Genomic DNA, 18,078 nt, shown 5'->3' with positions numbered 1-18,078 from the left:
GTGAACGACACGAACCACACGAAGGAGTTACAGACAATGTACGAACTGAAGAACGTGACGAAGACCTACAACGCTTCGAAACGAAAGATCACGGCCCTCGACGGGGTCACGCTGAGTATTCCCGACGGGCAGATGGTCGCTATCCAGGGGCCGACGGGGGGCGGCAAGTCGACTCTGCTGCAGATGCTCGGGGCGCTCGACCGGCCCACCTCCGGTGAGGTCATGCTGGGCTCGTCGCTGCTGTCGAAGCTGGGAGACAACAAGCTCGCGGCCATTCGGGCCAAGGAGGTCGGTTTTGTGTTCCAGGGTTTCAACCTGATCCCGACGCTGACGGCTCTCGAGAACGTCGAGACGGCTCTTGCGCCCCTGCCGGTTTCGGGGCCGGAGCGCAGGCGGCGCTCGCAGGAGGCGCTCGACTCTGTCGGTCTCTCGGAGCGCTACGGCCATCTACCCGCCGAGCTGTCGGGTGGCCAGCAGCAGCGTGTTGCGATTGCTCGCGCACTGGTTAAGCGACCGGATGTTCTGCTCGCCGATGAACCGACCGGAGCGCTCGACGAAGACACCCGTGACGAGATCATGGAGTTGCTCGAGAGTTTCTGGCGGGACCAGGGGCTCACGCTGATCATCGTGACGCACGATTCGGCTGTGGCGCGCCGGGCCGAGCGGCGGCTGCACATCAAGGGCGGCAAGGTGACAGAGGTGTCGACTGCGGGTGCGAAGGCGGGTGCCGTGTCGGCCGTGTAGTTCGCATCGCATCTCGCGGAATGCCGTCGTCGGCCGGGCCATCACGGTTTGGCCGACGACGGTCGAGCTATCGATTCGAGGGCAGGCGTCGGCCGGCGATGAGCAGCCAGAAGATGAGGGCGACTTCGCCGACAAAGGTGAACTGCGCGAACGCGGCGGTGAACCCGGGGATGGCCGCCTTCGCAATTGCGTCGGCCAGATAGCCGAGGCCGGCAATGCCGAGGAGTACACCGAACACTCTCGCTATGAAGCCGGAGCGGTACGCCAGGTAGCCGACGACGAGCAGGCTGAGACCGAACAGGCCCAGACTGACGACCCAGATCGTGGTGAACGACTGGAATGTCGCAAGAGCGCTGGTGGGATCGCTCAGTTGCGAATAGCCGACCACAAGCCTGCTGATCGCGACGAGGAACAGCACTGCGTACCCGACCCTGAGCAGGGCCGCCGTGAGCGAGAGGCGGGGGTTCACCGGCCTGAAGAGTGTGAAGAACGCACCGGCGACAATCACGTCAAGGAGCGCCACGACGGTGAAGCTGGCAACTCCCGCCAAGAACAGCGTGGGGGAGAGGGAGATGGTGCGTGCGGTCGCGTCTGCATCGCCGGGAACGATCAACGGCGTGATGGCACCGAGGTTGCCGAATCCGCCCAGTACGGCCATCAAAGCGAGCGCAACTCCCGCGACGAGCGCCGCAGTGCGGGGTGACCAGCGCGTGAAGCCGAGCGGAGGGCGCCGAATCGATGGAGCGGGTGACGTAGCAGGTGTGGGGCGCATCGCAAATCCTTACGTTGTAAACTTATGTCGTAAGTACGATACGAATACGCGGTAAGCTTGTCAAGGAGACGGTGGGGAATCATGGCGAAGCGATCGGGTACCGGTGACGTGTCATCACGCGTGCGACTCAATCGAGCTCTGGTGTTGGATACCGCCATCGCGATTGCCGACGAATCCGGTATCGAATCGCTGACCATGCGAAAGTTGGGCGAGCAGCTTGGCGTCGAGGCAATGTCCCTGTACAACCACGTCGCCAACAAGGATGACCTGCTTACCTCCATGGTCGATGCGGTCTTCGCCGAAATCGAACTTCCGTCGCACAACGACGACTGGAAGTCGGCGCTGCGTAAGCGATCGGTGTCATTCCGAGACGCGCTGTCTCGGCATCCGTGGGCCATCGGGGTCAAGGGCTCGGGCACCAATCCGGGGCCGGCAACCCTGCGCCATCATGACCGGGTCATCGCGACCTTCAGGAACGCCGGGTTTTCCATAACCATGACCGCGCACGCGTTCTCGGCCCTTGACAGCTATATCTACGGATTCGCGATGCAGGAACAGAGTCTGCCCTTCACGACCGAAGAGGAGACCGCCGCGATGGCGCACATTCTGCTCGCTCAGCTCCCGACCAAGGAGTTTCCGTATCTGGCCGAGCTGACAGCGCAGCATGTGCTCACTCCGGGCTACAACTACGCCGACGAATTCCCTCTCGGTCTCGACCTGATTCTGGACGGTCTCGAGCGCTGGCTCTAGGTGTGCTTGGAATCGCGCACCTCTGCCCGGATGCGTGACGGAATGAAATCTGGTTCGCAGTGTTGAAGTACCCATGACAGATTACGGAATCATCGGAGCCGGAAACATCGGCACGGCACTCGCACGCACACTCATCGAGCACGGTCACACCGTCACGATCGCGAACTCTCGCGGGCCAGCGACGCTCGCTGACCTCATTGCAGAACTCGGCCCGAACGCCGTCGCCGCGACGGCTGACGAGGCCGCCGAGGCAGGCGACGTCGTCGTCGTGACGGTGCCGTTGAAGAACTACACCGCCGTTCCGGTCGCGCCGCAGGCCGGCAAGATCGTGATCGACACGAACAACTACTACTGGGAGCGCGACGGCCGCATCGCCGCCCTCGACGAGGGACGCACGACCGTCTCGGGCATGCTGCAGCAGCACCTGCCGCAGTCGAAGGTCGTCAAGGGCTTCAACCACATCCAGGCTGCCGACATCCAGACCACAGGTTCGCCTGCCGGCACCGCTGACCGCCGTGCGCTCGCGACCTCGAGCGACTTCCCGGACGCTACCGCTCTCGTGATCGCGCTCTACGACGAGTTCGGCTTTGACGCCGTCGACGTCGGCCCGCTCTCGGAGAGCTGGCGTGTCGAGCGTGACCGCCCCGCCTACGGAGTTCGCCAGAACAAGGCTGAGCTCGACGCGAACCTCGCGAAAGCACCGCGCACGCTCGAGTCCTGACCGGGGTGACCGGGGGTAAGTGAGCGACTTTCGTGTGCCCACCCCCGGTACCACTGGCCTGGCGGACCCGGCGCCGGCCGCACGGCAAGATAGAACCATGGCTACCACCGAAACACGCCCCTGGCTGAAGAACTACCAGCCGGGAGTGCCCGCCGACATCGACCTGCCGACCGAATCGCTCGTCGACATGCTCGAGCGCTCCGTCGCTGAAGCGGGCGACAGCCCGGCCACCGAGTTCTTCGGGCGCCGCACGAGCTATCGCGACCTCGGCGACCAGGTCGACCGCGCGGCCGAGGGCCTGCGCCGCCTGGGCGTGCGCTCGGGAGACCGGGTCGCCCTGTTGCTGCCGAACTGCCCTCAGCACGTCGTCGCGTTCTACGCGATCCTGCGCCTGGGTGCAGTGGTCGTCGAGCACAACCCGCTCTACACTTCGCGAGAGCTCCGCCACCAGTTCGAAGACCACCAGGCCCGCGTCGTGATCGCCTGGGACAAGTCGGTCGCGGCCATCCAGAACTTCCCTTCAGACGTCGAGATCGACCACATCGTCTCGGTCAACCTGCTGCAGGCGTTCCCGACTTTCAAGCGACTTGCCCTGCACCTGCCGGTGAAGAAGCTGCGCGAATCGCGCGAAGCCCTGACCGGAAAAGTTGCCGGAACGCTCGCCTGGAAGGACCTTCTCGCCCACGACCCGATCGACCCCGAGCATCCGAAGCCTGCCGTCGGCGACCTCGCCGCGATCCAGTACACCTCGGGCACCACCGGCAGGCCCAAGGGCGTCATGCTCACGCACTTCAACCTCTACTCGAATGCCCTGCAGGGCGAGGCATGGATGCTCGGGGCCGAGCCGCGCAAAGAGATCTTCTATGCCATCCTGCCGATGTTCCACGCGTTCGGAATGACGCTGTACCTCACCTACGGCGTGCACAAGCAGGCGCTGATCGTGCTCTTCCCGAAGTTCGAGCCCGGCCTGATTCTCGATGCCATGAAGAAGTCGCCGGCCACGGTGTACTGCGCAGTGCCGCCGATCTACGAACGAACAGCGCTCGCCGCGAAGGAACGCGGAATCTCGCTGAAGTCCTGCAAGTACTGCATCTCGGGCGCGATGAACCTGCCCGACAGCGTCGTGGAACTCTGGGAATCGGTGTCTGGCGGCTTACTCGTTGAAGGCTACGGCATGACCGAGTCGTCTCCGGTGGCGCTCGGCAACCCGTTCTACCGTACGCGCCGCACCGGCACGATCGGCGTGCCGTTCCCGTCGACGCTGATGAAGGTGGTCGGTCTGGATGATCCGGCCACCGAAGTGCCGCAGGGGGAGCCCGGTGAGCTGCTCATCTCCGGCCCGCAGGTGTTCCAGGGGTACTGGAACAGCCCCGAGGAGACAGCTAAGGCGCTTCTGCCGGGTGGGTGGCTGCGAACCGGAGACATCGTCACCGTCGATGCCGACGGCTTCACGACGATCGTCGACCGCGCCAAGGAGCTGATCATCACGGGCGGGTTCAATGTCTCGCCCACCGAGGTGGAACTTGCGCTCCGGTCACACCCCGATGTCGTCGACGCAGCCGTTTTCGGCAAGCCACTCGAACGCGGAGGAGAGCTGGTCGTCGCTGCCGTGCAGCTCGAGCCGGGCGTCACGCTCGATGAGGAGGCGCTACGGCTGCACTGCCGTGACCTGCTCGCTGCCTACAAGATCCCGAAGCGCATCGTGCAGATCGACGACATGCCCCGCTCGATGCTCGGCAAGATCCTGCGCAAGCAGGTTCGCGAGCAGGTTTTGCCCAGCCTCTAGCGTGTTCGCTGGTCGCGTAGGCCGGGGATGAGCGGCCCGGCTAGCGGCGCGGCTTGCGGTCGGGGCGATCGGTGCCGTAACCCTGGCGGGTGGGGCGGGCGTCGGGCTGGATCTCGATCAACTTGCCGCTGATGCGAGTGCCCTTGAGCCTGCCGAGAACGTCGCCTGGCAGATCGGCCGGCAGTTCCACGAGCGAGAACTCGGGCAGAATCTGGATCGCTCCGAAGTCCTCACGGCTCAATCCGCCCTCGTTTGCGAGGGCGCCGACGATCTGGCGGGGTTCGACCTTGTGACGCTTGCCGACTTCGATGCGGTACGACGCCATGGCGCGGTTCGCGGGGCGCGCGCGGCGCTCGGGCTTGTCGCCGTCGTCACCGCGAGAAGAAGCTCCGTAGCCGCTCGTGCCGCTGGCCCTCTCGCTGCGGCCGCCGCGATCGTCGCGGTCGTACGACCCCCTGCGGTCACCCTGGCCACCGCGGTCGCGCTCGGCGGCCCGGGCAGCTCGGTCGCCACGGTCGGCGCGTTCCGGCCGCTGGGCACGCTCATCGGCAGCAGAGAGCAGCAGGGGCGTGTCACCCTGCGCCACGACGGCGAGTGCTGCAGCGACATCGGCTTCGGGCACGTCGTGGTGCTCGATGTAGTGCCCGACGATGTCACGGAAGGCCTCGATGCGACTGGTCTGCGTGAGTGCCTCGGTGATCGCATCGTCGAAGCGAGCCAGTCGCGTGAGGTTCACGTCTTCGAAGCTCGGCAGCTGCATCTGGGTGAGCGGCTGGCGCGTCGCCTTCTCGATCGCGTTGAGGAGGTGGCGCTCGCGGGGTGTGACGAAGCTGATCGCGGCGCCGCTGCGGCCCGCACGGCCGGTGCGCCCGATGCGGTGCACGTACGACTCGGTGTCGATCGGAATGTCGTAATTCACCACGTGGCTGATGCGGTCGACGTCGAGCCCGCGGGCGGCGACGTCGGTGGCCACGAGAATGTCGAGCTTGCCGCTCTTCAGCTGGTTCACCGTTCGTTCGCGCTGGGCCTGGGGCACGTCGCCGCTGATCGCCATGGCCGAGTATCCGCGAGCGCGCAGTTTCTCGGCGAGCGCCTCGGTCTCGTTCTTGGTGCGAACGAAGACGATCATGCCCTCGAAGTTCTCGACCTCGAGAATGCGGGTCAGGGCATCCACCTTCTGCGGGTACGAGACCAGCAGGTAGCGCTGGGTCGTGTTGGCCGAGGTGGTGGTCTTGTTCTTGACCGTGATCTCTTCGGGGTCGTGCAGGTAGTTCTTCGAGATGCGCCGGATGCTCGCGGGCATCGTCGCCGAGAAGAGGGCGACCTGTTTCTCATCCGGAGTATCGGCCAGAATCGTCTCGACGTCTTCGGCGAATCCCATCTTGAGCATCTCGTCGGCTTCGTCGAGAACCAGGAACTTGAGTTCGGAGAGGTCGAGCGTGCCTTTGTCGAGGTGGTCCATGATGCGCCCCGGCGTGCCGACGACCACGTGAACGCCGCGGCGGAGGGCCGACAGCTGCGTTCCGTAGCCCTGGCCGCCGTAGACCGGCAGCACATGCACGCCCTTCATGTGTGCGGCGTACTTCTCGAACGCCTCACAGACCTGCAGCGCCAGCTCGCGCGTGGGCGCGAGAACCAGCGCCTGAGGGTTCTTCTGCGAGAGGTCGAGCCGCGAGAGGATGGGCAGCGCGAACGCTGCCGTCTTGCCGGTGCCCGTCTGGGCGAGGCCGACAACGTCGCGACCGGCGAGCAGCGGCGGGATCGTGGCGGCCTGGATGGCGGAGGGATTCTCGTACCCCACGTCGCGCAGCGCCTTCAGTACCGCGTCACTGAGCCCCAATTCGCTGAAAGTCACGGCATCGGGGGCAGTTTCTGCCTCGCTCGGCGCGCTGGTGTCAGTGGTAGTCATAACTACCAAAGGTAGCCCGTCGAGCCGGTCGTGAGGTCCCGCAGGCCGAATTCTGTGCTGACGAGTCAGAGTCAGGCCTGGTGTGTGTCTGACAACTCGGCCACGTGCGGGGCTCGCCTGGCGAGTTGGAACACCCCGTAGGCCGCGAGCGCGCCTGCAATCACGAAGACGAACCCGGCCCAGATCGGCGCAGTCGCCGCCTCGCCGAGCACGAAGATTCCGATGCTCACCCCCACGATCGGGTCGATCACGGTCAGGCCGGCCACGACGAGATCGGGAGGGCCAGAGGAGTACGCCGTCTGAACGAAGTACGAGCCGATGAGCGCCGCGGCGATGATGCCGACGATGCAGAAGATGGTGATGCCGTCGGAGGGAGTGAGGTGGAAACCCCGCTGAACTATCGTGTGCACCCGGTCGATGATGACTTTGGCGAGGGTTGCCACGAAACCGAACAGAATTCCCGCCCCGACGATGTAGAAGATGTTTGTGAAGCGGTGACGGAACATCAGGAACGCCGCACCGAGGATGACCAGCACGATCGCGAGGATGACCAGCACGATGATGAGCTGCGTCTCATCGATCGGGAGCGAGGAGGTCGTCAGCGCAGCGACGGTGACGAACAAGGCGATGCCCCCCACGCAGAAGATGATGCCCCTGATGGTCTGGCGGCTGAGTTTCGTCTTCGTGGTTCGTGCCGTGACGATGGAGGTGATCACCAGGGCGATGGCTCCCAGGGGCTGCACCACGGTCAGGGGAGCGAGGAACAGGCTGACGAGCTGAAAGACGATGGCGAGCCCGAGCATCAGGGTGCCGAGCACCCAAGACGGCCGCTTGACCAGGGCCAGCAACTGGCCGACACTCAGGCCCGTCGATGCACTCTTGCCGGTCGCGGCGTCGACCTTGTTCACTCCTCTGTGCTGGAATTCCGCGCCGAGGGCGAGAAAGACAGCACCGACGAGGGCGATCGGAATGCCGAGGGCCTGCATGGGCGTCAGCGTGATGAGTTCAACTTCCACCTGATCAGGGTACTTGCCTGCCGCCCGAGCCGGCGCACCCCACGGGCGCGTTCGACGAAGTTCCTGCGTAACGATTGACACGCTCGTCGGTTCGCCGATTGCGCTCCGGTGTACACCCCGCCAAGATGTCAGGTGTGAACTCCCTGCGCTGCCCGAACTGCTCGTCCCCGGTCTTCCTCGAAACCCTCGACTGCCCCACCTGCACCGCCTCGATCGGCTTCCACGCACCGACCCGTGGGTTCTTCCTGGTCGGCGCTGAGGGCAGTGAGATCGAGATCGACGGGTCTGTCTGGGTGGCCTGTTCCAACCGGTTCTGGAAGTGCAACTGGCTGGCAGACACGAGCCAGCCGAGCGGGGCGTGCCGGGCCTGCAGACTCACCCGGCGCCAGCCGTCCAACGACGACACGCTGGCGCTCGAACGGTTGGCAGACACGGCGGTCGACAAGCGACGTCTGCTGGTGCAACTGAACGACCTGGGGCTGCCGGTCGTACCGTTCTACGAGCGAGAGGGCGGCCTCGCCTTCGATCTCGTGTCGAGCCGCAGCGGTGAGCCTGTGACGATCGGCCACGCGAACGGCGTGATCACCATCGATCTCGCCGAATCCCTCGACGACTACCGCGAGACCCTGCGGGTCAAGCTCGGTGAGGTCTACCGCACGGTACTCGGCCACTTCCGGCACGAGGTCGGCCACTACTTCCAGAACATCCTCGTCGACACCGACGAGCGCTGGGCAGAGTGCCGCCGGCTCTTCGGGGACGAGCGCACAAGCTACAGCGATGCAATCGCCCGCCACTATCGATATGGCGCCCCAGCGACCTGGCGCGAATCGTTCATCTCGGACTACGCGACCATGCACCCGTGGGAGGACTTCGCGGAGACCTTCGCCCACTACCTCCATATCACGGGCACGGTCGCCACCGCTGCGGGCTCCGGGCTCATCCTGCACGCCGATCGAGTCGGGTTCACGGGTGTCGGCGACATCGTGGCGCGGTTCTCCTACGCAGACCGCACTATCGAGGAGCTGCTCGCCGACTGGCATTGGCTGTCGCTGATGTTCAACAGGGTGAACCGGTCCATGGGTCTCGGTGACTTCTATCCGTTCGACCTGACCGAGCCGGTCATAACGAAGCTGTCGTTCGTTCACGCTCTGGTCACGGATGCCCGTGGATGATCTTCCCAGCCAGAACTGAGGTTCTCTTCAGCTGAGCCGGGTTAGGGTATTCACTTCGCCTGCGGCAGCCCACTGTGGAGCCGCTGCACCTGCCGAGACCACCACGCGTCTCGAATACACCCGACACCGACTGTCACGTCTGCCTCGCTCGAGTCATGCGCACTGTGCCCTACCCGTCAGCCAGCCGCGCCCCTCGAAGGGCGAAGGACTTCTTCTTCTTCTGCGAAAGCCGACGTGCCCGTATCCGGATTCCCGTTGTGGAAACCAGGTACAGGTCGGCCGAACCATTGGAATACATGCACTCCCGTCACACTGAATCAGACCAGTCCACCGCCACTGCCGCCACTAGCACCGACACCGCCACCAACCGCAGGGCACTCCGCAGAGGCGTGAGGCGGTTCGCCACAAAGAAGATCATCATCGCCTCGGCCCTCGTCGCAACCGGCATTCTCGTCGGCTCCGGATTTCTCGCGCAGTCCTCGATCGCTTCGAGCGAGAAGGCCGCTTCCTCCCAGCGCACCGAGCAGGCGCTCGCCGCGACCGTCGAGAAATCGCGGGTTGTCGCCCAGGCCCAGGACACCCTCGCGCGCGCCGACCAGGTCGTCGCTCTGGCCACCGCAAAGGTCGACACCACCACGCTCTCGACGTCGATCGCCTCGCTCACCAACTACAGCGCACTCGACGCGCCTGCGGTCACAGCGCTCACCGTACAGACCGAATTCCAGGCGCAACAGGTGAAAGCTGCCGCGGATGAGGCTGATCGCATCGCGGCCGAAGCTGCCGCCGCGGCCGCCGAGAAGGCTGAAGCAGACGCTCAGGCTGCAGCGGCCGCTGCTGCCGAGGCGCTGGCGCAGACGAACACCGTCGACGGGGCGAAAGCCGCCGCGGCGAGCATCGCCTCATCGCAGTACGGCTGGGGCGACTCCCAGTTCTCCTGCCTGGCGAGTCTCTGGCAGAAGGAATCCGGATGGTCGTACCAGGCCTACAACGCGTCGAGCGGTGCCACGGGCATCCCCCAGGCTCTGCCCGGCAGCAAGATGGCCTCGATCGGCAGTGATTGGGAGACCAACGCCACCACGCAGATCAAGTGGGGACTGCAGTACATCGCCTCCTCGTACGGAACGCCGTGCTCCGCCTGGTCGCACTCACAGTCGGTCAACTGGTACTGATCTGGTACTGATCTGGTACTGATCTGGTACTGAACGCCGCTGGTTCGCGACGTCGTCGCCGGGGCTGGCCAAGACCGGACCGGGCTTTCAGGCCCGCCAATATCGGGCAGATCTCCGGGCTCGGGGATCGCAGCGCCCGTTTCTGCTCGTAGAATCTCTGAGGCGGGTTGTGCCGACGGTGTCCGTCAGGCTCTCCTGCTGCGGTCTTTACCCGGGAGACTCGCGGTGTGTGCGAAAGGTTTGACAGAAAAATGGCGAGTGGCGTAAACACGAAATGCCCGATCTGTGGGCGGGCTGTTGCCGTCGGTCTCGTTTCCCAGGCGTTGATCCAGCATGAGACCAAGAACGGCGAACGCTGCCAGGGCTCGGGCCAGGCCCCGGTCACATCGGGGAGTGCTGCCTCGTCGCGTGCATCGTCTCCGGTAACCCGCTCGGGCAGCACGTCGGCCGCAGCGCGAACGCCGAGCAGCGGCCGCTCCACCTCAGGAACCGGCACGACTGCCGCTCCCAAGACGGTGCCCGCTGTCAAGCGCGGAGTGAGCGTTCGGCGCGTCGAGGTCGACCAGGATCGCCTGCGTGAGCGCGCAGAGAAACAGGAACGCTTGCGGCTCGAGCGTGAGGCCCGCGCCCGTGCCCGCAACGAGTTCTACGTCGTCGACATCGAGGTCGAGCAGGTCGACGTCACGGTCGAGCCTGCCCCCGAGGCCGACTCGACGGTGGATGCTGTGGTCGCCGAGGAGCAGAAGGGCGACGCCGAGTAGAGAGCGTCGTAGAGTGAAAACATGAAACTGGGCATCCATTTTTCGAACTTCACTCTTCCAGGCGGGGCCGAAGCCCTTGCCCCCACCCTCACAGCAACGGCAAAAGCGGCCGAAGACGGTGGTGCTTCGCTCTTCACCCTCATGGACCACTGGTTCCAGATGGAGAGCCTTGCCACTTCATACGACCCCATGCTCGAGGGCTACACCTCCCTCGGATTCGTCGCCGGGCAGACCTCGACCATCAAGCTCGGGCTTCTCGTCACCGGCGTGACGTATCGCTACCCAGGGCTGTTGGCCAAGATCGTCACCACGCTCGATGTGCTCAGCGGAGGACGCGCCGTTCTGGGGTTGGGTGCGGCGTGGTACGAACGCGAGCACCTCGGGCTCGGTGTGCCCTACCCGGGCCTCAGTGAGCGTTTCGGGCGACTGGAGGAGACCATCCAGATCTGCCAGCAGATGTGGAGCGACGACGACGGAGCGTACAACGGCGAGTACTACCACCTCGCCGAGACGATCTGCTCGCCGAAGCCCATCCAGAAGCCCGGGCCGGAGCTTCTCATCGGCGGAAGCGGCGAGAAGAAGACCTTGCGCCTGGTTGCCCAGTACGCGGATGCCTGCAATCTTTTCGACGTGGGTCTCGATGGCCTCACTCACAAGCTCGAGGTTCTGCGTGGTCACTGCGACGATCTCGGTCGCGACTACGATGCGATTGAGAAGACCGTCATCACGGGCGCCGACCGCTTCGACGACGCCGACGCGTTTCTCGCCTCGATGGAGAAATATTCTTCCATCGGCATAGACCTCGTGACGACGAGCCCGAAGGCACCCGACCCGGCCGGCTGGGTCTCGCGCACCACAGAGGCACTGGGCTCACGTCTCAGCGAGATCTGAGCGCAGCGATTCAGCCAGACAACCCCCTAGCCTTGGGGTGACAACGAAGCCCGACGAAGGGAATTCCATGCAGAAGATCAGCCTGTTCCCCTGGTTCGACACCCAGGCAGCAGAAGCCGCTGGGCTCTCCCTGCACAGCGGGGTACGACTATGACAAGCGCAGCATCCGTTCTCGCCGATGCATTCGACCGCATCCAGGGTTCGGTGCACCGCGTTCTCGACGGTCTCACGCCCGAACAGCTCACCGCGCGCGTCGACAGTGGGGCGAATACGATCGCCTGGCTCGTGTGGCACCTCACACGCGTGCAGGATGACCACCTCGCCGATGCCGCGGGCTCACCTCAGCTCTGGGTGACCGGCGGCTGGTTCGACCGTTTCGCGCTTCCCTTCGACGTCGATGCCACGGGTTATGGCCAGACGTCTGACGATGTCGCGCTGGTCGAGGGCCTCACGCCTGAACTGCTGGCCGGGTACTTCGACGAGGTGCACGCCCAGACGATCGTCTACGTCTCTGCGCTGGGTGACGACGACCTCGACCGTATCGTCGACACCCGGTGGACGCCGGCTGTCACCCTCGCGGCGCGGCTTGTGAGTGTCATCGGCGACGACACGCAACACGTCGGCCAGGCCGCCTTCATCAAGGGCGTTCTGAAGCGGCGCTGATGACGGGGGCCCGGCCGGGCATAACACCGGTCGTTCGCTCGTTTCACCTCTTGTCTCATCGAAAGGAAATCACATGAAGGTATGGTTCATCACCGGCACGTCACGAGGCTTCGGCCACGAGTGGGCCGAAGCAGCCCTCGAGCGTGGTGACAAGGTCGCGGCCACGGCGCGCAACATCGATTCACTGGCCGATCTGGTCGAGAAGTACGGCGACAACATCCTGCCGATAGCCCTCGACGTCACCGACCACGACGCCGACTTCGCTGCCGTCGCCCAGGCGCACGAGCACTTCGGGCGTCTCGACGTCGTCATCAACAACGCCGGCTACGGGCACTTCGGGTTCATCGAGGAGCTCACCGAGAAGGAGGCACGGGCGCAGATCGAGACGAACGTCTTCGGGGCCCTGTGGGTGACGCAGGCTGCGCTGCCGTTCCTGCGGGCGCAGAAGAGTGGGCACATCATCCAGGTCTCGTCGATCGGCGGTATCTCAGCGTTCCCGCTCGTCGGCATCTACCACGCCTCGAAGTGGGCGCTCGAGGGCTTCAGCCAGTCGCTGGCCCAGGAGGTCGCCCCGTTCGGTATCAAGGTCACGCTGATCGAGCCCGGTGGATTCTCGACCGACTGGGGCGGATCGTCGTCGGTGACCTCTGAGCCACTCGCCGACTATGCCGAGCTTCACGAAGCCGTCGTGGCCGCCCGCAAGCAGCGACTGGGCGTCGCTGGCGATCCTTCGGCTTCCGCCGCAGCGGTACTGAAGATCGTCGACGCCGAGGAGCCGCCACTGCGCGTCTTCTTCGGAACGGCACCGCTCGGCATCGCGAAGGCCGACTACGCCAGCCGCATCGAGACCTGGGAGAAGTGGAACGACGTCTCGATCCAGGCGCAGGGCTAGTCTCGGCCCGTCTCGCTGCGCCGAGCGCGACTACACAACGCCGGTGAATGTGGCCGAGAGTGCTCTCCGGGCAATGGCCAAGGGCATTTTCGGCCACATCGCTGCGCGATGAAGCGGCTTTCACTCGTCGCTCGTCCCGCTAGTGTCGACGTATGGCGACCCCTGACTTCGTACTCGCGCTGCGCGAGAAGATCGGCTCTGCTCCGCTCTGGTTGACGGGAGTCACGGCCGTCGTCACCCGGGCAGACGGCGACGACGAGCATGCCGAGATCCTCATGGTCAAGAGGTCCGACAATGGTGCCTGGACCCCGGTGACCGGCATCATCGACCCGGGTGAACAGCCCGCTGTCGCCGCAGCCCGCGAGGTGCTCGAAGAGGCGAACGTGACTGCCGTCGCCTCCCGGCTGGCGTGGGTCAACGCCCTGCCGCCGATGACGTACCCGAACGGCGACCAAGCCCAATATCTCGACCTCACCTTCCTGATGACGTACGTCTCTGGCGAGCCTCACCCGGCCGACGGCGAGAATTCCGAAGCCCGCTGGTTCAGGGCGGATGCCCTGCCCACCATCTCGGCGAACTTCGCTGACCGCATCGCCCACGCCCTCTCGAGTGCAGAACGTACCGCGTTCCACAGCTGAAACGGGTGACGCGCGGCGCTCGGGGCCGAGGGGATGAACGGTCTCGGGTTCGTCGACTCTCTGCTCGAGGGTTCCTGGCGGTCAGGCGCCAGTCGTGCGTCGAACTCTCCAGAGCACCAGAATCCCCGCGAGCAGCATGATGCCGCCGCTGGCGAACACGGTTGTTCCGTCGAGCCCGGTGTCGGCCAGGCGGGTCTGCTGCGCAGAGGTCGTCAACGGGCTGGACGACATCGAATCGGCCTGTTTCGGATCGGTGGCCAGAGGAATGCTCGTCGAGGTCGGAACCCCTGTGGTCGGCGTTCCGGTGACGGGCGGGGTGGTGCCGAGGCCGGTCTCGCAGCTCTGCTGGCTCACGGACAGTTGCTCAGCACCACCCTGCACGATCGTCTGGTAACGGTCGGCGCGTGTCTGAATCGACTGCTCTGCCTCCGAGCCACTGTCGACCAATGCCATCGTCCAGATTGGATTCGACCCATCGAGGCCGGCCTGCAGAAAGGGCTGAATCACCGCGATGTAGTCATCTACAGCAGTGGAAGAGGGATCGGCATCAAACGCCTGCGTCAGCGTGGCCAGCGATTCCGACCAGCCTGTCGAGTCCGAGGGATCGGCTTGAGTGAGTTCAGTGGTCGAAATCTCAGTGTCGAGGTGAATCATGTTGGCGAGCACATCCCGACCTTGGGTGACCAGTACGAGCTGGCTGGATGCCTCCTCCAGCAGAGTCGAGTTCACACCACCCGACAACTCGAGAATCGTCGTATTGAGATTCTGCAGTTGTTGCTCGAGAAAGATTCCCGCCTCACCGCTGTAGGGATTGGGGCCCTCTGAAAATGCCAGCCACGGCTGTTGCATGAATGCCGGTGTCGGGACCGTGGTGCACGTTGCCGCATCGACAGCGTTCGCAGCGCCGACAGCGTGGGCGGCCGAGGGCCAGACAGCGAGCATCACGGCCATGACCGCGGTGCCGATCAGGGCGCCCGCACGGACGACGAACCTGGGCTTGACCGGCATGGCTTCTCCTACGGATTTCGGCTGTCATGGCGAAGGTGGGCGCACAGTGCACACGGCAGCGAATCGCCGCCCCCCCCGCGACACACAGTACTGCACACGGTGGGCGGCGTCGGGTGAGTCGCGCTTCTGAGTCCGCTTCGTCAAAAAGAGACACGTGTGACGGGCTCATTTTGGCGCAACGGGTGCCTCACCGGGCAAAGGGGCTCACGATGGGGGAACGCTCTGCGCGAAGCTGAAAACGTCGCTCGGGTCGTAGGCTGATTTCACCGTTCTGAGACGTGGCACACCGAGACCCCAGTATTCGGTCAACCAGTCCGCCGCGTCGGCGTTCGGCACGTTGGGGTATGCGCCGTTCACGAACGGCTCCATAGCCTCTGCGAAGTCGGCGACCCAGCGCAGGCACTGGGACGTGAGTGGGTCTTCGGCCGCCATTACACCTCCGCGTGCGCCCCACCCTGCCCCGGGTTCGGCGTAGAAGAGGGCGTTGCGGTGGGCGAAGGCGCTGCCGCCCGTCGGTTCGCTGTGGGCGACTGCCCCGCCGAAGGCGTTTGTGAAATAGTTGCAGTGCTCGGTCGGCGCGAGCGCCATGAAGCGCACGATGATGTCGATCGCCTCTGCCGGGAACGGTTCGGACACGAACTGTGAGGTGAACTTCCAGTTTGCCGGTTCTTCTGCAGTGGCGATCTGGAATCCGGAGTAGGTTTCGGGCCACGATGCGTGTGTCACCACGACTTCAGGGCTCGCAATTGCGAGCAGGGGCGCGAGCATCCGCTCTGCTTCTGCCTTCGCTTCAGCCCCTGTTTCGTTGGCATTCGGCGAGTCGGCATACGCTGAGTGATCACTGGCCTCGGATTGGGCCGTGACCGTTGGCACGAGCACAGCGAACAGCACCATTGAGTCACGGGTGATCTCCAATTGGCTGGTCAGCCTCTCATTGGCCACCGGAGCAGTGGCCTGCCACGTCGCAAAGACGTCTGGTAAGGCCTCGAGGCCTGGCCACGTGGCAGTGACCGAACAGACGTCGGCGAGCGGATGCACGGCATACGTGAGCGCCGTGACGACGCCGAAGCTGCCATTGCCGGCTCCACGCAGGGCCCAAAGGAGTTCTGCGTTGTTGTCAGCGTCGACCGTCAGTACTTCGGCGCCGCCGTCGACTGAGGCCACGACGATCTCGACGGCGAGCAGATTGTCACAGGCCATGCCGAAGACCCGGGTCAGCAGGCCGAAACCGCCGCCGAGAGTTGCCCCCGCGAGACTCACCGTGCCTTCTGTGCCGGTCGGTGCGGCGAACCCTGCTGCTCCGAGAGCCGCAACCGCCTGCGCCTGCGTGAGTCCGGCGCCGACCGTGGCTGTGCGGGATTCGGTGTCGACCGAGACCGAGGTGAGCCCGCTCACGTCGATGACCAGGCCATCGTCGAGTGTCGACCAGCCCTCGAGGCAATGACCACCGCTTCGCACTCGCAGGGGTATGTCGTTGTGGCGTGCGATGACGACGGCATTGACCACATCGCCCGTGTCGTGAACGTAGACGATCGCCGCCGGTCGGTGGGAGAACAGCAGGTTCCAGGATGCCCGCACCGTTTCGTACTCGTCGTCGCTCGGTAACACGACCCGGCCAGTGAGGGCATCGAGCGCGCCCATGTTCAGGCCCCCGGAGCCGTGCTGGCGTCGGCATCCGTGGTGGTTTCGGGCCGGGCATCCACCTCGATGTCTTCGACTGCTGCCCCGCCGTCAGGCTCATTCTCAAGCACTGTGCGCCTGAAGATCATGAGCCAGGCGAAGTAGACGCCGCCGGCCAGAATGAGCCCGAGAACCACCAGCGCCGGTACCAGGGCATCTGGCGGGGTGACGAGCACGAAGAGCACGAGAGCCACCCAGACAAGGGCGACGATGGTCACAGGCAACTCGAAACGACCGAGGTTGAACCCGCCCTCTTTGCGCTCGAGCTTGGTGCGCACCGCAAGGTAGAGCACCACGATGGCGCCGTACATCAGCGCGGGCAGCAGGGTTCCGCCGACGAGCAGCTGGTTCAGGGCGTCACCGGGCAGGGCAACCATCAGCACGATTCCGATGGCCACGATCAACAGGGTCGCGGCGACCGGTGTGCGGGTACGACGGTTCACGCGTTTCATCAGGCCGGATGCAGGAAAGCGGCCGTCGCGTGCCATCGCAAACGCTTGGCGCGCGCAGGCGGCCATCACGACCATCCCGGCGCCGAAGAAGGCGAAGGCGATGCCGCCGATGAGAATGCGCTCCCAGAAGGGGCCGAGTTGACCCCGGATGATCGCGGCGACCGGTGAGGCGTCGGCGGTGACCGCGCCCACGTCTTTGATGGAGACCGTCAGCACGATCAGAAAGATGAGACCGGCAACGCTTGCCGCGACGACCGATCCGACGATCGCTCGCGGTACCGTTCGAAAGGGGTCCTTCGCCTCCTCGGCGAGGTTTGCGGCCGAGTCGAAGCCGACCAGAGTCGTAAGACCCATGAGGGCCCCGGCCATGAGTCCGCCTCCGATGGCGAAATAGTTGGGGTCGCTGATCGAGACCCCGCGTGACGTGAGGTTGCCGATGTCACCGCCTCCAGTGAGCGCGATGACGACAAGCAGGGCGACGACCAACACGGCGATGATGCCCAGTTCGACGCCAACCGCAGCTGACGTGATCATGCCGAACAGCCGAGTCGAGGCGATCACCAGCGCGGCCTGGATCACCAGGATGACCAGGGTGACGATGCGCGCAGTGCCTTCGTCAGCATCCATGCCGAACAGCGGCATCACTGCTTGGCTCGCCATTGCGTTGGCCATCGTCACTACGGCGATGGCGAGATACCAGAAGCTGAGCCAGCCGAAGAACCAGCCGATCTTCGGATTCGCGAGCCTGGATGCCCACTGGTACGACGAGCCACTCAGGGCAATGCGGGCTGCAAACTGGGCGACGACCAGGGCGACCAGTGTCTGCCCGGTTGCGGCGGCAACCCAGAGCCAGATTCCGACCGGGCCCGCCGTCTGCAACATCTCGCCGTACGTAGCGAAGACGCCGACCGCAACCGAGATGAAGGCGAACGAGATCGCGAAGACTTGGAACCCGCCTAGTGTGCGCCTCAGCTGTGGCTGGTCGCCAGCTGGGGGATCGAATGCATCGGCTTGCGCGTCGGTGCGGGGCGCGTTGACGGTCATCGTGACCCCC

Annotated in this window: 17 protein-coding genes; 11 read left to right on the top strand and 6 right to left on the bottom strand. The window is 64.9% G+C overall.

The genetic code is table 11. From position 1 onward, the window contains the following. The first annotated feature begins 36 nt into the window (after positions 1-36). Positions 37-744: an ABC transporter ATP-binding protein gene (locus JOE66_RS10455; RefSeq protein ID WP_205109221.1), complete on the top strand. Its 708-nt coding sequence runs from the start codon at positions 37-39 to the stop codon at positions 742-744. Positions 745-811: 67 nt separating this feature from the next. Here the strand turns inward: JOE66_RS10455 and JOE66_RS10450 are convergent, their stop codons facing one another. Beyond that, positions 812-1,516 (bottom strand): DUF4386 domain-containing protein, encoded by a 705-nt coding sequence (locus JOE66_RS10450; protein ID WP_205109219.1) that lies wholly within the window; start codon positions 1,514-1,516, stop codon positions 812-814. Positions 1,517-1,597: 81 nt separating this feature from the next. On the opposite strand from JOE66_RS10450, the gene JOE66_RS10445 reads away from it, so the two are divergent. The 3 genes from JOE66_RS10445 (at position 1,598) to JOE66_RS10435 (ending at position 4,773) form a co-directional block, all read left to right on the top strand. Beyond that, on the top strand, positions 1,598-2,266 hold the full coding sequence (locus JOE66_RS10445) for a TetR/AcrR family transcriptional regulator C-terminal domain-containing protein (RefSeq protein WP_205109217.1): 669 nt from the start codon (positions 1,598-1,600) through the stop codon (positions 2,264-2,266). A gap of 73 nt (positions 2,267-2,339) precedes the next feature. After that, positions 2,340-2,987: an NADPH-dependent F420 reductase gene (locus JOE66_RS10440; RefSeq protein WP_205109215.1), complete on the top strand. Its 648-nt coding sequence runs from the start codon at positions 2,340-2,342 to the stop codon at positions 2,985-2,987. A 97-nt stretch (positions 2,988-3,084) separates the two neighbouring features. After that, on the top strand, positions 3,085-4,773 hold the full coding sequence (locus JOE66_RS10435) for a long-chain-fatty-acid--CoA ligase (protein ID WP_205109213.1): 1,689 nt from the start codon (positions 3,085-3,087) through the stop codon (positions 4,771-4,773). A gap of 40 nt (positions 4,774-4,813) precedes the next feature. On the opposite strand, the gene JOE66_RS10430 is transcribed toward JOE66_RS10435, so the two are convergent. Continuing rightward, on the bottom strand, positions 4,814-6,682 hold the full coding sequence (locus JOE66_RS10430; protein WP_205109211.1) for a DEAD/DEAH box helicase: 1,869 nt from the start codon (positions 6,680-6,682) through the stop codon (positions 4,814-4,816). A 71-nt stretch (positions 6,683-6,753) separates the two neighbouring features. Beyond that, positions 6,754-7,698, bottom strand: a complete 945-nt coding sequence (locus JOE66_RS10425) for a DMT family transporter (RefSeq protein WP_307827156.1) — start codon at positions 7,696-7,698, stop codon at positions 6,754-6,756. 134 nt (positions 7,699-7,832) lie between these two features. Here JOE66_RS10425 and JOE66_RS10420 point away from each other — a divergent pair, with 134 nt between their 5' ends. From JOE66_RS10420 to JOE66_RS10390, 7 genes are all read left to right on the top strand, one after another. After that, positions 7,833-8,870: a zinc-binding metallopeptidase family protein gene (locus JOE66_RS10420; protein ID WP_307827155.1), complete on the top strand. Its 1,038-nt coding sequence runs from the start codon at positions 7,833-7,835 to the stop codon at positions 8,868-8,870. A 257-nt stretch (positions 8,871-9,127) separates the two neighbouring features. After that, complete coding sequence (locus tag JOE66_RS10415; RefSeq protein WP_205109207.1) at positions 9,128-10,039, top strand: aggregation-promoting factor C-terminal-like domain-containing protein; 912 nt, start codon at positions 9,128-9,130, stop codon at positions 10,037-10,039. A 251-nt stretch (positions 10,040-10,290) separates the two neighbouring features. Beyond that, complete coding sequence (locus JOE66_RS10410; RefSeq protein WP_205109205.1) at positions 10,291-10,800, top strand: hydophilic protein; 510 nt, start codon at positions 10,291-10,293, stop codon at positions 10,798-10,800. 21 nt (positions 10,801-10,821) lie between these two features. Next, positions 10,822-11,691 carry an LLM class F420-dependent oxidoreductase gene (locus tag JOE66_RS10405; protein WP_205109203.1) on the top strand — a complete coding sequence of 290 codons (870 nt, stop codon included), beginning with the start codon at positions 10,822-10,824 and terminating at the stop codon, positions 11,689-11,691. 150 nt (positions 11,692-11,841) lie between these two features. After that, the gene (locus tag JOE66_RS10400) at positions 11,842-12,354 is read left to right on the top strand and encodes a mycothiol transferase (RefSeq protein WP_205109201.1); all 513 of its coding nucleotides are present in this window, start codon (positions 11,842-11,844) and stop codon (positions 12,352-12,354) included. Positions 12,355-12,427: 73 nt separating this feature from the next. Further along, the gene (locus JOE66_RS10395; RefSeq protein WP_205109199.1) at positions 12,428-13,246 is read left to right on the top strand and encodes an SDR family oxidoreductase; all 819 of its coding nucleotides are present in this window, start codon (positions 12,428-12,430) and stop codon (positions 13,244-13,246) included. A 152-nt stretch (positions 13,247-13,398) separates the two neighbouring features. Next, positions 13,399-13,884: an NUDIX hydrolase gene (locus JOE66_RS10390; RefSeq protein WP_205109196.1), complete on the top strand. Its 486-nt coding sequence runs from the start codon at positions 13,399-13,401 to the stop codon at positions 13,882-13,884. A gap of 81 nt (positions 13,885-13,965) precedes the next feature. On the opposite strand, the gene JOE66_RS10385 is transcribed toward JOE66_RS10390, so the two are convergent. From JOE66_RS10385 to JOE66_RS10375, 3 genes are all read right to left on the bottom strand, one after another. Continuing rightward, positions 13,966-14,892 (bottom strand): hypothetical protein, encoded by a 927-nt coding sequence (locus JOE66_RS10385; RefSeq protein WP_205109195.1) that lies wholly within the window; start codon positions 14,890-14,892, stop codon positions 13,966-13,968. A 204-nt stretch (positions 14,893-15,096) separates the two neighbouring features. Beyond that, positions 15,097-16,533: an FAD-binding oxidoreductase gene (locus JOE66_RS10380; RefSeq protein WP_205109193.1), complete on the bottom strand. Its 1,437-nt coding sequence runs from the start codon at positions 16,531-16,533 to the stop codon at positions 15,097-15,099. Positions 16,534-16,535: 2 nt separating this feature from the next. After that, a complete protein-coding gene (locus tag JOE66_RS10375; RefSeq protein ID WP_205109191.1) occupies positions 16,536-18,068 on the bottom strand; it encodes an APC family permease in 1,533 nt (510 codons plus the stop codon). Positions 18,069-18,078: the final 10 nt, after the last annotated feature.

This window comes from Subtercola frigoramans (assembly GCF_016907385.1).
Taxonomy (GTDB): domain Bacteria; phylum Actinomycetota; class Actinomycetes; order Actinomycetales; family Microbacteriaceae; genus Subtercola; species Subtercola frigoramans.
This window is presented reverse-complemented; position numbering and strand designations above follow the sequence as displayed.